Genomic DNA, 13,126 nt, shown 5'->3' with positions numbered 1-13,126 from the left:
GAGAGCACCATGTCTGACCTCATCAGCGACGGCCTCACGAAGGTGGTGTGGGCGGCGAGCCTGTCGAGCCTCACAGCGCCGACCGCCACCGAACTCAACGCCTGCCCTGACTACACCAGCCGCGTCACACCTGACGGCCTCAAGATCGACCCGACCACGGCTGCGGTCGACACCGGCAGCCTCGCCTCCACCACGGACACCGAGGAAGTCGGCCGTGTGAAGTGGGACATCGAGCTGACTCTCAAGATCGGCTCGACGCCGACCGAACAGCTCCCGTACACCACGCTCACCCGCGGTACCCACGGCTACCTGGTCGTGCGTCGCGACGTCGCCTTCAGCACCGCATTCACCTCTGGCCAGCCGGTCGAGATCTACCCGGTGGCTTGCGGGCAGCGTGCCCGAAAGTCCCCGGCCGCGAACGAGGTGGCCAAGTACATGGTGCCGATGAAGGTCACCACCGAAGCCAACCCGGATGCAGTGGTCGCCTGATGACGAACAATCCGCAGCCGATGGGGCTGGACATCGAGGCGATCATCGAGGGTGCCACGGCGCGCGAGGTCACCGTCCCGCTGTGCCTGGCGGGCGCCCTCCAGGGGGAGTACGAGGCGCTGGAACGGCAGCTCATGGACGCGGCGGCGACCGTCGGCCAGTCCCTGGCCGGCAGCCCGCGCACGCAGGTCGCCGAACGCATGGAAGCTCTGCGCGAGGAGATGACCCGGCACCTGGTCGAGTTCCGGTTCCGGGCCCTGGACCCGCACGCCTGGTCCGACATCCTGGCCGCTCACCCGGCCAGCACGCCGGACATGCTGTTCGACCCGGGGACTCTGTTCCCCGCGGTGATCGCCGCATGCTCGGTCGACCCGGTGATGACCGTCGAGCAGTACAAGCGCCTGGCGACGAAAATGTCCGCCGGCCAGCAGAACGTGCTGGAACAGGCCCTGTGGGACCTGAACAACACCGCCCAGCAGGCCGTCCCTTTTTCGTTGCTCGCCTCCGCGACCGCCGCCTCCCGCACCGGCGAGAAGTAGAAGCCGCACGCGCCTGGGGCGTCCCGCGGTCGGTCTTTCTCGGCCGGGTGGTCGGGCCCGACGAGCCGCTGTGGAGCGACTCCGACCGAGCGTGGGCGCTCGCCCTGCTCGCGGTCGAGGACGACACCTGCCGCGGCTGCGGCCAGCCCCTGTCCACCGCGACCGCTCCCGAGGCCGAGGACGCGTGGGTGGCAGAGATCATCCGCTGCCACGCATGCACCGCCGCAGGCCAGCGCACTGCCCAGTTCCAGCAGGCCGGAGGCGACCCGAACGGGGCGCACGTCCACGTCCACCACCAAGGAGGCTGACGTGGCCCGCACCGTCAACGTCCGACTCGGCCTGGACACCGCCGCGTTCCAGCGCGGCGCCGGCCAGGCCGAGCAGGACAGCCGCCGCCTCGCGGTCACCGCGCAGGCCGCCGCCGCCGAGACCCAGACCGCGTTCAACCGGGCGTTCGAGAGCACCGCCACTGGGGCGACCGCCGCCATGCGCGCCCAGCAGGGCGCGTTCGAACGCGGCGCCCAGGCCGCAGTGGCGGCGGGCCGCGCGGTCACGGAGGCCGGTCAGACCGCTGCGGCGTCGACCGAGCGCGTCGCGGCGGCGGCCGAGACCATCCCCGCCACGTTCCGTTCGGCGGCCGCGGCAGCGGACGCCTCGCTGTCCAGCATCGCCGGCGACGCGCTCGGCGCCTCGCAGGCCCTGTCCCGGACCGGTACAGTCACGGTCAACATGTCCGCGGCCGCGAGTGAGGCGCTGGCCGGTCTGGCTACTGCTGCGGGCGGCAGCATGGCTGAAGTCACCACAGCCTCGACCCTGGCATCCACCGCGACCCGCTCGGTGGCGGCCGCCGCCAGCGAGATCCCGGCGACGTTCCGGGCAGCTGCCGCCACCGGCGCCGCGTCCATGGCCGAGGTCACCGCGGCGTCCACCCGCTCGGCGATGGCCATCGGCCAGACCTCGACGGCGCTCACCAGCGCAAACCTCGCTGCGGCGACAGGCGTTGAGCGCCTGTCGCTGGCCTCGCGCCTGGCACTGTCCGAGGCGGCAACCGCCGCGGGTGTCGTCACGGCGGAGACAGCCGCAGCCCAGGCCACCGTGTGGGGCCGCACGACCATGGCCGTGAGCGGGTTCGCCGCTGCCGCCCGGGCGAACGCCGCCTCGTTCGGCACGAGCATGGTGTCGGCGGGCGAGCGCGGCGAGAAGGCGTTCACCGCGGTCCGTACAGCAGGCCTGCTGATGATCGGGGCATTCGCCGTAGCCAGCATCACAGCCGCCCATTTCGAGAAGTCGATGTCGGGCGTCGCTGCGGTCGCCGACGCATCGGCAGAGCAGTTGGGACAGCTGCGGACCGCAGCGATCGTGGCCGGCCGCGACACCGCCTACAGCGCGTCCCAGGCCGCGGACGCCGAGGGCGAGCTGGCCCGTGCGGGCGTCAGCGTGGCCAACATCCTCTCCGGAGCCCTCCACGGCTCCCTCTCGCTGGCCGCCGCCGGGCAACTCGACCTCGCCGAGGCCGCCACGCTCAGCGCGCAGGCGATGAACACCTTCGGCCTCCAGGGCAAGGACGTTGAGCACATCGCCGACGTCCTCGCCGCCGGCGCAAACAAGTCGGCGGCCGACGTGCACGGCCTGGGCGAGTCCCTGCGCATGGGCGGCCTGCTCGCCCACCAGACCGGCCTCAGCCTCGAGGACACCGTCGGCGCGCTGTCCGCCTTCGCGGACCGGGCCTTGATCGGAAGCGACGCCGGCACCAGCCTCAAAGTCATGCTCCAGAGATTGGTGCCGCAGTCCGACGAAGCCCTCGGCATCATGAACAAGCTGGGTTTCAGCGCCTACGACGCTGGCGGAAACTTCGTCGGCCTGACCAAGCTCGCCGGAAACCTCAAGTCCTCGTTCTCGAACCTCACGCCCGAGGCCCGCAATGCAGCGATGGCGACGATCTTCGGATCGGACTCGGTGCGGGCGGCAACGATCCTGTACGAGCTGGGCGCCGAGGGCGTCGACAAGTACCGGGACGCCGTCAACGACCAGGGCGCCGCCAGCAGGATGGCGGCGACCCAGATGAACAATCTGTCTGGCGACATCGAGCAGTTGAAGGGGTCTCTCGAGGTCGCGCTGATCAACGGCGGCACCGCCGCCAACGAGGTCTTGCGGGACATGGTCCAGTGGGTCACCAAATTGGTCAACGCCTACAGCGATTTGCCGCCATGGCTGCAGACCAGCGCGGTGGCCCTGTTCGGCATCGGCGGCGCGCTCACCCTCGTGGTCGGCGGCCTGATGCTCGCTCTGCCGAAGCTCGTCGCCTTCAGGGCCTCGGTGGCGACGCTGTCCGAGACCATGCCGCGGCTCGCGTCGGCGGCCTCCGGCGCCGCTGGTTTCCTGGGAGGCCCGTTCGGCGCGATCCTCGGCGTCGCGACCGTCGCCCTGTCGATCTTCGGTCTCGCCTCGCACGACGCCAAGCAGCAGCAGGAGTCACTGACCGAGGCGGTCAAAGCCGACAGCAACGCGGTCGGCGCGAACGTCAAGGCCTGGCTGGCCCACAAGCTGGAGCAGGACGGCGCACTCCAGGCATCCAAGACCCTGGGCATCTCCACCGCTGACCTGACCGACGCGATCATCGGCAACGCTGCCGCTGTCCAACGCGTCCGCGACCAGCTCGCCCCGATGAAGGAGGAGGCGAAGGCCAACGCGCAGGCCGCGGCCGAGGCGGGCGGCGGAAACGACGAGTGGTCCCAGAGCATCGTCAAGGTCGACCAGGCGCTCAGCGGGCTGTCCCCGCAGATCACCGGTGCGGTGGACGCGGCCAAGCGCGAGGCCGAGGCGACTGGGAGCGCGGCGGGCAGCACCAAGGGCCTGGGCGACGCGGCCAAGGTCACCGCCGCCGACCTGTCCGACACCCGGACCGAGGTCGAGAAGCTCAACGACTCACTGAACAACCTGAACGGCAAGAACATCAGCGCCGCGAAGGCGGCGATCGCGATGCAGTCGTCGCTGGCCGATCTCAAGGACAAGATCAAGGAGAACGGGCGCGAGCTCGACATCCACAGTGAGAAGGGACGCGCGAACAAGAGCGCGTTCCTCGACGCGGCCGCGGCTGCCCAGGCCCATGCCGAAGCGGTCATGAAACAGACCAGCAGCAGCGAGCAGGCCACCGCCGTCCTCGGCCAGGACATCGAAGCTCTCAAGGGCGTCATGAGGCAGGCCGGGTTCACGCGACAGCAAATCGAGTCCCTGACCTCGGCGTACGCCCAGTTGCCCCCGGCGAAGGAAACCAAGGTCACCGACCCGGGCGCCCTGCAGTCCATCAAGGATCTGCAGGAGGTCAAGGCCAAGGTCGAGGACATCCCGCCCGGGAAGTCCATCACCATCCGGGCACCGGGCCAGGACGCCATCCAGTCGCTGGAGGCCATCGGCTACAAGGTCGAGCAGCTGCCCGGCGGCAAGGACGTCAAGGTCACGGTTCCGGCCAATGACGCCGTCAACGGCTCCGCCCGGATTCAGCAGGTCATCAACCAGATCCAGGGCCGGACCGTGACGGTTAGCGTCGAGTACGACCGGGAGTACGCCGACCGGCACATCCCGGTCAACAAGGCCTGGGGCGGCATCACCCGGTACGCCAACGGCGGGGTCCGGGCCGCCGCCGACGGTCGCCTGTCGGACCGGCAGGCGATGTTCGCGTCCCAGCCGATCCTGTGGGCCGAGGCCGGTCCGGAGGCGTACATCCCGCTCGACCCTGCCAAACGCAGCCGCAGCATGGCCCTGCTCGGCGAGGTCGCCTCGATCTTCGGGCAGCAGCTCCTCCCGGCCAGACCAACGGCCAGCGAGCTGATCCCGGCCCGGCAGATCGCCGGCCCGGGCCCAGCTGCCAGCCAGAGCCACAGCCGGACCACCACCGTCAACCTCTACGGCGCCGGGCAGAGCTCCGAAGCCCAACTCGCAGACCTGACACGGCACCTCGAGTTCATCGGCTGAGAGGAGGTGGTGGCGTGGCCGGGTACACGCCTGGGCAGCTCCTCGGCGGCCGCCAGGTCACCCTCGGCTCCCTGCAGTTGGGCGCGGTCGATGCCGGCGGGGTCGCGTGGACGGTGGCCCGGGACGGCCTCAAGGGCTGGTCCGGTGCCGCGGTCCGCACGCAGTACTCCGACCGGGAGGCCGATCACGGGGCCTGGGCCGGTCCGACGTACCTCGGGGCCCGGGTCATCACCCTGGCCGGCACGATCGTCGCCCCGTCCCTGGCCGCGCTGGACGCGGCCGCCGAGCAGCTGTTCGCGGCCGCGGCCCTGAGCGACACGACCCTGACCGTGGCCGAGAGCATCCCGAAGCAGGCCACGGTCAGGCGCTCGGGCGAGGTGCTGCTGGAGTACGACACCGACCGGGTCGCCCGGTACTCGATCATGCTGACCGCCGCGGACCCGCGCCGGTACAGCACGACGCTGCAGTCCCAGTCCGCCGGTCTACCGCAGACCAGCGGCGGCATCACGCTGCCGATCATCCTGCCGCTGACGATCACCGCGACCACCGCGTCCGGGACGATCACGCTCGCCAACCAGGGGAGCATCAGCACGCGGCCCGTGCTGACCGTCACCGGGCCGTGCACCGGCGGGTTCACCATCGTCGCGGCCCGGCCGTCCGGCGTCGTCACCCAGCAGACCTACAGCGACACCCTCGGCCCCGGCGACACCCTCGTCATCGACGCGCAGGCCCGCACCGTGCGGCTCAACGGCCAGGCGAGCCGCCGCCGTTACCTGTCCGGCGCGTGGCCTGAGATCCTCCCGCAGTCCCAGCTCACCTTCAGCTGGTCCTGCCCCAACTTCGCCGCGGCCGCGCTGCTGACCGGCACCGCGCGCTCGGCCTGGATGTAAGGAGCCGCCCATGCCCACCGACCCTCTCTGGCTCCCCACCCTCAGCTACGACGAGACCAAGCTCCGCCGCATGGACTCGGTGTTCGTCATGGCCGACGGCACGGCCCTGGGCTCTCGCCCCGGAGTGCGCCCCGGGGACTCGGGCCTGACCGTCACCGTCTCCGGCGGCACGGTCAGTGTCTCCGCCGGGGTCGCGACCCTCTACCGCTCCGGCCAGGGCGTCTACCGCGCGCAGATCCCCGCGTCCACTGCGGGCACCCTCGCCGCCGCGGACGCCACCTACACGCGCATCGACCTGGTGTACCTGCGGGTGTGGGACACCAGCGTGGACAGCAGCGGCCTCCGGAAGGCGGACGTGGTGCTGCTGCCCGGCGCGCCGGCCGGTTCCCCGTCCGCACCGGTGCCCGGCGCCACCGAGATCTTCGTGCCGCTCGCCACGATCACGGTCCCCCCGACCGGCGCCGGCGGGACCGGTGCGGCCACCGTGTCCACGGCCGTCCGCCCGGTCACCGTGGCGCCAGGCGGGATCCTGCCTGTCTCCAGCGCTACGGACATTGCGGCCGTCGGCACCTACACCGGTCAGGCCCGGTACAACACCGTCCGCGGATGTCCCGAGTACTGGAACGGCACGTCCTGGCTGGCCCAGGGCGACAGCACCACCTTCGTTCCCGCCTTCACCAGCCTCGGAGGCGGCGCCAGTGTCGGCAACGGCGTCATCACCAGCCGCTGGACCCGCGTGGGCAACCAGGTCCATTGGTCTGGCAGCTTCACGATTGGATCGACCACCAATGCCGGCGTCGGCCTGTGGTTCATTTCGATGCCGACCCCTCAGCCCATCGGGTACACCCGCGTCGGTTCCCTCAACTACATCGCCGCCGGAAACAACTACCTGGGTGAGATCAGCTGCAACCCGGCGGACGGCGGCAGGGCCACACTGATCGCCAAGAGCAGTTTCAGCAGCGTCTCCTTCGACAACGTCAGCGGGACGAACCCGGTCACCTCGACCACCGGAAACCAGATCCTGTGGAACGTCTCCTACGAGGCGGCCTGATGGCGGTTGAACTCGCTTGGTACGGCTGTGACCTGCGCACCGGCGGCATCTCCGAAGAGTTGCCGTCACTGCGGCCGGATCAGCCGATCAGCATGCGGATCGGGGCCCCCGTCAGCGGCAGCATGACCCTCGACCTTGCCAAGGCGCCCCCGGAGTGGGAGGCCGCCACCGACCCGGGCCGCACCATGCTCGTCGCCGTCGACACCCTCACCGGCCAGCCTCTGTGGTCCGGGCTGGTCCTGCGGCGCACGGGTGGCTCGGGCCCGGTCGTCCACCTGCCGGTGGCCACCCCCGAGGCCTACCTGGACCGCCGGTACCCAGGCGATTACACCGCCACCGACACCGACGCGACCGACGTCATGACCGCACTCGCCACCCCGGCACTCACCGGCGGGCCGCCGATCACCCTCGACACCACCGCCAGCGGCACGGCCATCACCTACACCATGGCCGACGCGGACGACCGCACCATCCTGTCCGGTCTGCAGGAGATCAGCGCCATGGCCGGCGGCCCCGAGTGGACCGTCGACACCGTGTGGGGCGATGACGCCCAGACTCGGTTCCAGCTCTGCCTGAGGATCCGGCCGACCCTCGGTGCCGTCGCGGCCGACGCCTCGTTCGACATGCCGGGCTGCATCGCCTCCTATTCCCTGAGCGAGTCCTATGAACGCGGCAAGGGAGCCACCCGGACCATCGCCCGCGGCGACCAGAGCGGCAACGTCCGAGCCACCTCCACCGTGCACACCGCCGATGCCCTGATCGCCTCCGGCTGGGCGCTGTGGGAGCACCGGTGGACGCCGGCCCAGGGCGTGACCGACACCGCCCAACTCGACCGGCACGCCGCCGAGGCACTCGCCCTCATGGCCACTGGCACCCGCGCCTGGACGGTCGACGCGGTCGCCTCCGCCGCCCCGCGCCTGGGCTCCAGCTGGGACCTCGGCGACACCGTCAGCATCACCGTGGACTCCTCGGCACGCCACCCCGCCGGCATCTCCACCACTGCCCGGGCCTACGCCTGGACCCTCGACCCCGCCGCGGACCGCGTCTCCCCGATTTTGCTGGAGGACCAGTGACCACCCGACAGGACCAACTCCCGGGAGGCCCGGGGGCATTCGGTGCCCGGCTGGCCGACCTGGAACGCCAGCTCCGCGAACTGCGCGCCGCGCGCCCCGACATGTCCGCCGCAGACGCCCTGCTGCCGCCCCTGGACGCCGACCCGACCCGCTGGCCCCAGACCACCCTGACGTCGTGGACCGCCCTCGCGACCAGCAGGAACGTCCGCTGGGCCACCCAGATCCGCCTCGCCCTCACCACCGCCACGTCCGGCGGAGGCGTCGGCAGCATCAGAGTGACCGTGAACGGGTCCCAGTGGGGGCCCGTCGTGGCCGCCGGCACACCGTACGACTACACCGCCGCGCTGCCGGCCAACATCGCCATCGGCTCCCTCTACCGGATCACGGTGGAGGGGATCCGCACCTCCGGCTCCGGCACCGTCTACGCCCAGACCCAGCTCATCCGCAACCTCATGTAGGAGCCCGCCTGTGCGCACGGTCTCAACCCTCGTCGCCCTCACCCCCGCCGACCTCGCCAGCCGCCTCGACCAGTTGGCCGCCGCCGAGTACCTCGCTGGTCGGTGCGGGCAGCTCGCTCCGACGCAGGTGGGACAGCCGCCCGCGTACGGCGAGTTGTGGCTCCTCGCCGTCGCCCGCGTTGCCATCGACCCCGGCGAGTACATCGTCTACGCCATCACCAGCGAGGACGACGTGCCCGGCTGGCCGTACCGCACTGGCCAGTACACCGGCGGCATCCGGTCCGCCCTCGATATTGCCCGGCCGCTCGCCACCGCAGGCAACACCGTGGCCCTGCGCCACTACGCGCAGTTCGGCGTCAGCTCGACCGCGGCCGACGTCCCCCTCATCTGACGCCCAGAGGAGCCCGCATGACCCCGCAGTGGAAACGTCTGCTCGATCACGTCATGGCCGTCCCCGAGCAGGTCTACGAGGGCTGGAACGCCCGGGACGGCTGGGACAACCACACCCGCTTCGGCGTCCAGTTCGGCGAGGACGGTGTCAGCTGGTGCGTCATCTGGGACTGGTGCATGTACGCCGACGTCGGCCTCGCCGGGATCGTCCCGAAGACCGACAACGTCTCGACGTTCTCTACCTGGGCGAAGGCCCGCGGCCAGTGGTCTGAGTACCCCAGCGTGGGAGCGTGGGCCAATTTCGGCAACGGCTCGCACACCGAGCTCGTCGTCGGGTTCGACGCCACGACCGTCTACACCAAGGGCGGCAACAGTGTGAAGGCCGGCAGTACGGACGCCGGACAGGGCAACGGCGTCTGGTCCCACGCCACCGCGCGCCAGGCCAGCCGCGTGACCGGCTACTTCGCCCCCCACTTCGCCGACGGCTGCCCGCCGTCCGCCGATCCCAACGACCCTCGCGGCGGCCGCGCCCAGACCTCCTACCGCTGGCCCGGACCGGATCCGACGCCACCCACACCCTCAACTCCCCAACCCTCGGAGGCCGATATGCCCCTGAACGACGCCGACAAGGCGGCCATCACCCAGATCGTCCGGGACACCGTGCGGTCCGGGGCGCCGGCCGACCGGGACGCCTACGCGGTCGCGAACCTCTTCGCGTACGCCCTCGGTGGCCAGGTCCCGCCCGGCGGAGACGACACCGTGGCCCAGATGGCCGGTTGGCTCCACCAGACCACCCAGACCTGCATGGGCGCGGTGGTCGACGATCGGCTCGCCAACTTCGACCTGGAGAGCAAGATCGCCGCTGCAGTCGCCGGGGCCGTCGGCCCGGCCGTCGCCGCCGCGTTCGCCTCCGGCATCCAGCTCACCGTCACCCCGTCCCCGAAGGGAAACTGATCATGCGCGACTCCACCCGCCGCACCATCCGGACCACGCTGCAGACCATGCTGTCCTTCGCGGCCGCGGCCCCGCTGATCGTGGACGCCTCCGGCATCCCGCAGACCACCGTCGGGGTCGGCGCCGGCCTCGCGGTTGCGGCCGGCCTCACCCGGGTGATGGCACTCCCGGCCGTGGACCGGATGCTGCCGTCCTGGCTGCGGATGGCCCCGGCGGCTCTGACCCTGCCCGACCCGGTCGCGCCGCCGGCCTCGCCTGTCCCGCCGATCGGGACCGCGGGGTGACGAGCCCCCCGGATCCGCTCCGGGAGCTGGCCGTCGGTCTGGCCGAGCTGCGCGGTGATGTGGGCACCGGGCTGGCCGAGATCAAGGGCAGCCTGGCCCTGCTGAGGCAGAGCGACAGCCACACCGGTCAGACGATCGCCGACCACAGTGCCCAACTCGCCGACCACGACCGGCGCATCAGCGACGGGGAGCGGGAACGGGCGGCCGCCGGCGAGGTGCGCCAGGCCGACCGCCGTCGCCTCCAGGCCCTGGCCGGACTCGCAGGGGTCGCGGCCGCCGTGGCCGCTGTCGTCCCGATCGTCAACCGCTGAACACCACGCCCCCGCTCGGCTTCGGCCGGGCGGGGGCTTCGTCGTGTGCTGGGGCCTGACCGGTACGGCCTCTACGGGCTGTCGTGCGTCCACCACCAGACGCCGTCCGTATCCGGCTGGTACCAGGATCGGCCGCCGGCGTACTGGCCGTGGGGGCTGGTGAGGGCGGTGCCCGGGTCGGGGTCTGCGGTGTCAACGACGGTGCTGTACCCGTCCAGCGGGCCGCCGTGTAGCTCGACTGTCTCCCAGCGCTCCATGACGTCCATCATGCCTCGCCGTCGAGCACCTTCTTCGCAGCGTCCAGCGACGCCTGCCAGAGCTTCTGATGCTTGCCCTCAGCCCGCGCCTGCTCCCAGATCGGGTGCGTCCTGAGTGCCTCGGCTGCCGCGAGGTAGGCCTCGCGTGCGGCGTCGCCGTCGCCGCCGGCTAGGCGTACCTCGGTCATCGCCCGGTCGGCTCTCAGCGCGGCAACGTGGAGGGGCAGCAGGTCAGCGGGGAGATCAGGTGCATCGGCCATGGCGTCATCGTATGAGAGGACACGGACAGGACGTCCGCGCCCCACTAGGCTGCGACCATGACGATCAAGGCTGTCGTTTTTGATGTCGGCGAGTGCCTGGTGGATGAGACCCGGGAGTACGGGACCTGGGCCGACTGGTTGGGTGTGCCCCGGCATACCTTCGTGGCCCAGTTCGGCGCAGTGATCGCGCAGGGGCGCGACTACCGAGAGACATTCCAGGTCTTCCAGCCCGGCTTCGACCTGTACAAGGAACGGGAGAAGCGGGCGTCGGCCGGTCGGCCGGAGCACTTCGGCGAGGAAGACCTCTACCCCGACGTCCGGACCGCGTTCGCCCAGTTGCGGGCGGACGGCCTGTGGCTGGCCATCGCCGGGAACCAGACGGTTCGGGCCGGCGGGATCCTGCACGAGCTGTTTGCCGGCGACGTGGACCTGATCGGCACCTCGGACGACTGGGGCGCTAGCAAGCCGGACGCCCTGTTCTTCGAGCGCGTTGCCGAGGTGGTGCCGGCCGCGCCGGGCGAGATCCTGTACGTCGGCGACCGGCTCGACAACGACGTTCTTCCCGCAGGCCAGGCGGGGATGCGGACGGCGCTGATCCGGCGGGGGCCGTGGGGCTGGATCCAGCAGCACGACCCGGCCGCGTCCAAGGCCACTTTCCGCGTCGACTCGCTCTCGGAGCTGCCTGAGCTGATCGCGAAGTTCAACGCTGGAGTGAGCTGAGCGTCGCGGACCAGGAGTAAAGGCGGTCGTCCACTCGCCGGACGGCCGCCGAGTCCTGCCACGGGCCGAGCGCCCGCCTCGCGTCCCGTACGCGTTCCATCCCGGTGGCGTACCAGGTCACTGCCAGTTGGTCGAGCGCCTGCTCCAGCAGGGCGCAAGCGAGGTCGGGTTGCCCGGCTGCCGCCTCAACGGCGGCCAGGTCCGCGAGGATGACCGTCCGCTGTTTCCCGTCCGTGTCGGGGAGATCGGCAAGCGTCTGCTCCAAGGTGGTCCGGGCCTGGGGGATCAGTCCGGCCACCAACTCGGTGTTGCCGCGGAACGCGTGCAAGCGAACCGCCGAGAACCAGGTGAACCAGCCGGGCAACCCGACCTCACTTCCCGCAGCGAGGACGTCCTCGGCATGGCGGAGCAGGGCGAGCGCACCCCGGTGGTCGCCGCAGCGGGTAAGGCACTCGGCTTCGACCGCGTCGAGCCACGCAAGGACTTCGGCTGAGGCTGGCGCCCGCCGGGCGTAGGTGCGGGCGGCGTGCATGCGTTCGCGAGCGGCATCGAGGCGGCCGTCCCAGCCGGGCACGAACGCCGAGTGGGCGAGAATCGCAGCGCCGAGGAGGTGGTCGTCGGCCTCACCGGCCGCCTGGAGCGCGCGCACGAAGGTGGCATCGGCGGGTTGGCGCAGGTCGAAGAACTCGATGCGACCCAGCAGCAGCAGCGACTCTGCGAGGGCTGCAGCGAGGATGCGGCGGGCTACGCCGGACGTCTCGCCGAGCAGTACGGTGCCGAGGCCTGCGTGCTCGGCGACGGCCCGGTGGAGGGCGGCGGGGGCCACGGAGGCGTAGAGCCGGCGGTGGGCCTGGGTGACTATGGCGTAGTCGGCGCCCACGGTGCCGGGTTGCGTGCCGGCAGAACCGTACGGTCGGGGTAGGGCGCCGCGCAGGGGCGTAGGTGCGACGACCGCCGCCGGCGCTGCGGGCGCGGTAGGTGTGGCGGGGCGGCCCCGATTCCATGGGGCACGGAAGCCGAGGTCTTCGACTGGCTGGTGGAGGACGTGGACGAGGAGTCGCTGATAGTCCTCGCCGGGCCATGGTGGGGTGTCGGATTCCCATCGGCGGACCTGCCGAACGCTGACCTCGACGCCGCGCATGCCGAGTTGGCGGGCCGCGTCCGTGAGTGCGTCGGCGAGGGCCTGCTGTGTGGCGTAACCAGCGGCCTGGCGGGCCGCCTTGAGCGCGGTGTTGGGCACAGTGTCCTCCGCACGAGCCGATGATGAGCCAACTCTACGGTCGATGAGGACAGTTCGGGGACCTGAAAGGCCTATGGAAGCCACATGAGTCCTCTCAACGTCCCCCAAGAGTCCTCCGTAAGACCTTCAGGACGTCCGCGTGAGGGCCGACGATTAACCGTCACCTTCCAGTGGCGTCATCTTACTGACAGTGGGGGTTCGCATGCCCGAGGCGGGACCGACGCCTACCCGCGCTCAG

General features: G+C 71.1%; 16 protein-coding genes. 13 read left to right on the top strand and 3 right to left on the bottom strand.

Annotated features, from left to right (window positions below; genetic code table 11):
- The first annotated feature begins 9 nt into the window (after nucleotides 1-9).
- Genes ACIO9K_RS25915 through ACIO9K_RS25860 form a run of 12 tightly spaced genes read left to right on the top strand, consistent with a single transcriptional unit; the run spans nucleotide 10 to nucleotide 10,411 of the window.
- Nucleotides 10-489, top strand: a complete 480-nt coding sequence (locus ACIO9K_RS25915; RefSeq protein ID WP_363622423.1) for a hypothetical protein — start codon at nucleotides 10-12, stop codon at nucleotides 487-489.
- Nucleotides 489-1,028 (top strand): hypothetical protein, encoded by a 540-nt coding sequence (locus tag ACIO9K_RS25910; RefSeq protein ID WP_363622425.1) that lies wholly within the window; start codon nucleotides 489-491, stop codon nucleotides 1,026-1,028. Before ACIO9K_RS25915 ends, ACIO9K_RS25910 begins: the two co-directional genes overlap by 1 nt.
- Nucleotides 1,029-1,075: 47 nt before the next feature.
- Complete coding sequence (locus ACIO9K_RS25905) at nucleotides 1,076-1,336, top strand: hypothetical protein (protein ID WP_363622426.1); 261 nt, start codon at nucleotides 1,076-1,078, stop codon at nucleotides 1,334-1,336.
- Between the two features lies 1 nt (nucleotide 1,337).
- Nucleotides 1,338-5,000: a phage tail tape measure protein gene (locus ACIO9K_RS25900; protein ID WP_363622428.1), complete on the top strand. Its 3,663-nt coding sequence runs from the start codon at nucleotides 1,338-1,340 to the stop codon at nucleotides 4,998-5,000.
- Nucleotides 5,001-5,014: 14 nt separating this feature from the next.
- On the top strand, nucleotides 5,015-5,890 hold the full coding sequence (locus ACIO9K_RS25895; RefSeq protein ID WP_363622430.1) for a hypothetical protein: 876 nt from the start codon (nucleotides 5,015-5,017) through the stop codon (nucleotides 5,888-5,890).
- Nucleotides 5,891-5,900: 10 nt separating this feature from the next.
- Nucleotides 5,901-6,941 carry a hypothetical protein gene (locus ACIO9K_RS25890; protein WP_363622432.1) on the top strand — a complete coding sequence of 347 codons (1,041 nt, stop codon included), beginning with the start codon at nucleotides 5,901-5,903 and terminating at the stop codon, nucleotides 6,939-6,941.
- Nucleotides 6,941-8,014 (top strand): hypothetical protein, encoded by a 1,074-nt coding sequence (locus tag ACIO9K_RS25885; RefSeq protein WP_363622434.1) that lies wholly within the window; start codon nucleotides 6,941-6,943, stop codon nucleotides 8,012-8,014. The genes ACIO9K_RS25890 and ACIO9K_RS25885 overlap by 1 nt, the downstream gene beginning before the upstream one ends.
- Nucleotides 8,011-8,472, top strand: coding sequence for a hypothetical protein (locus ACIO9K_RS25880; RefSeq protein WP_363622435.1), 462 nt, complete (start codon nucleotides 8,011-8,013; stop codon nucleotides 8,470-8,472). The genes ACIO9K_RS25885 and ACIO9K_RS25880 overlap by 4 nt, the downstream gene beginning before the upstream one ends.
- A 10-nt stretch (nucleotides 8,473-8,482) precedes the next feature.
- A complete protein-coding gene (locus ACIO9K_RS25875) occupies nucleotides 8,483-8,863 on the top strand; it encodes a hypothetical protein (RefSeq protein ID WP_363622437.1) in 381 nt (126 codons plus the stop codon).
- 17 nt (nucleotides 8,864-8,880) lie between these two features.
- Entirely contained in the window at nucleotides 8,881-9,816 is a 936-nt protein-coding gene (locus tag ACIO9K_RS25870) for a hypothetical protein (protein WP_363622439.1), read from the top strand.
- A gap of 2 nt (nucleotides 9,817-9,818) precedes the next feature.
- Nucleotides 9,819-10,100 (top strand): hypothetical protein, encoded by a 282-nt coding sequence (locus ACIO9K_RS25865; protein ID WP_363622440.1) that lies wholly within the window; start codon nucleotides 9,819-9,821, stop codon nucleotides 10,098-10,100.
- Complete coding sequence (locus ACIO9K_RS25860) at nucleotides 10,097-10,411, top strand: hypothetical protein (protein WP_363622441.1); 315 nt, start codon at nucleotides 10,097-10,099, stop codon at nucleotides 10,409-10,411. The genes ACIO9K_RS25865 and ACIO9K_RS25860 overlap by 4 nt, the downstream gene beginning before the upstream one ends.
- A gap of 71 nt (nucleotides 10,412-10,482) precedes the next feature.
- Here ACIO9K_RS25860 and ACIO9K_RS25855 read toward each other — a convergent pair whose 3' ends face one another.
- A complete protein-coding gene (locus ACIO9K_RS25855) occupies nucleotides 10,483-10,668 on the bottom strand; it encodes a hypothetical protein (protein ID WP_400333510.1) in 186 nt (61 codons plus the stop codon).
- An 8-nt stretch (nucleotides 10,669-10,676) separates the two neighbouring features.
- Complete coding sequence (locus ACIO9K_RS25850) at nucleotides 10,677-10,928, bottom strand: hypothetical protein (protein ID WP_363622445.1); 252 nt, start codon at nucleotides 10,926-10,928, stop codon at nucleotides 10,677-10,679.
- 57 nt (nucleotides 10,929-10,985) lie between these two features.
- Between ACIO9K_RS25850 and ACIO9K_RS25845 the strand changes: the two genes are divergently transcribed.
- Complete coding sequence (locus ACIO9K_RS25845; protein WP_363622447.1) at nucleotides 10,986-11,648, top strand: HAD family hydrolase; 663 nt, start codon at nucleotides 10,986-10,988, stop codon at nucleotides 11,646-11,648.
- On the opposite strand, the gene ACIO9K_RS25840 is transcribed toward ACIO9K_RS25845, so the two are convergent.
- Complete coding sequence (locus tag ACIO9K_RS25840; protein WP_363622449.1) at nucleotides 11,629-12,888, bottom strand: transcriptional regulator; 1,260 nt, start codon at nucleotides 12,886-12,888, stop codon at nucleotides 11,629-11,631. The genes ACIO9K_RS25845 and ACIO9K_RS25840 overlap by 20 nt on opposite strands.
- Between the last annotated feature and the right edge of the window lie 238 nt (nucleotides 12,889-13,126).

Origin of the sequence: Kitasatospora sp. NPDC087271 (assembly GCF_044744605.1) — a bacterium.
Classification (GTDB): domain Bacteria; phylum Actinomycetota; class Actinomycetes; order Streptomycetales; family Streptomycetaceae; genus Kitasatospora.
Note: the sequence above shows the minus strand (reverse complement) of the source record. Positions and strands in the feature narration are given on the sequence as shown.

Bases quoted from the DNA above. Each gene is read 5' to 3' on its own strand.
- ACIO9K_RS25915 (WP_363622423.1), top strand. From the start codon at position 10: ATGTCTGACCTCATCAGCGACGGCCTCACGAAGGTGGTGTGGGCGGCG.
- ACIO9K_RS25910 (WP_363622425.1), top strand. From the start codon at position 489: ATGACGAACAATCCGCAGCCGATGGGGCTGGACATCGAGGCGATCATC.
- ACIO9K_RS25890 (WP_363622432.1), top strand. From the start codon at position 5,901: ATGCCCACCGACCCTCTCTGGCTCCCCACCCTCAGCTACGACGAGACC.
- ACIO9K_RS25885 (WP_363622434.1), top strand. From the start codon at position 6,941: ATGGCGGTTGAACTCGCTTGGTACGGCTGTGACCTGCGCACCGGCGGC.
- ACIO9K_RS25870 (WP_363622439.1), top strand. From the start codon at position 8,881: ATGACCCCGCAGTGGAAACGTCTGCTCGATCACGTCATGGCCGTCCCC.
- ACIO9K_RS25865 (WP_363622440.1), top strand. From the start codon at position 9,819: ATGCGCGACTCCACCCGCCGCACCATCCGGACCACGCTGCAGACCATG.
- ACIO9K_RS25855 (WP_400333510.1), bottom strand. From the start codon at position 10,668: ATGGAGCGCTGGGAGACAGTCGAGCTACACGGCGGCCCGCTGGACGGG.
- ACIO9K_RS25850 (WP_363622445.1), bottom strand. From the start codon at position 10,928: ATGGCCGATGCACCTGATCTCCCCGCTGACCTGCTGCCCCTCCACGTT.
- ACIO9K_RS25845 (WP_363622447.1), top strand. From the start codon at position 10,986: ATGACGATCAAGGCTGTCGTTTTTGATGTCGGCGAGTGCCTGGTGGAT.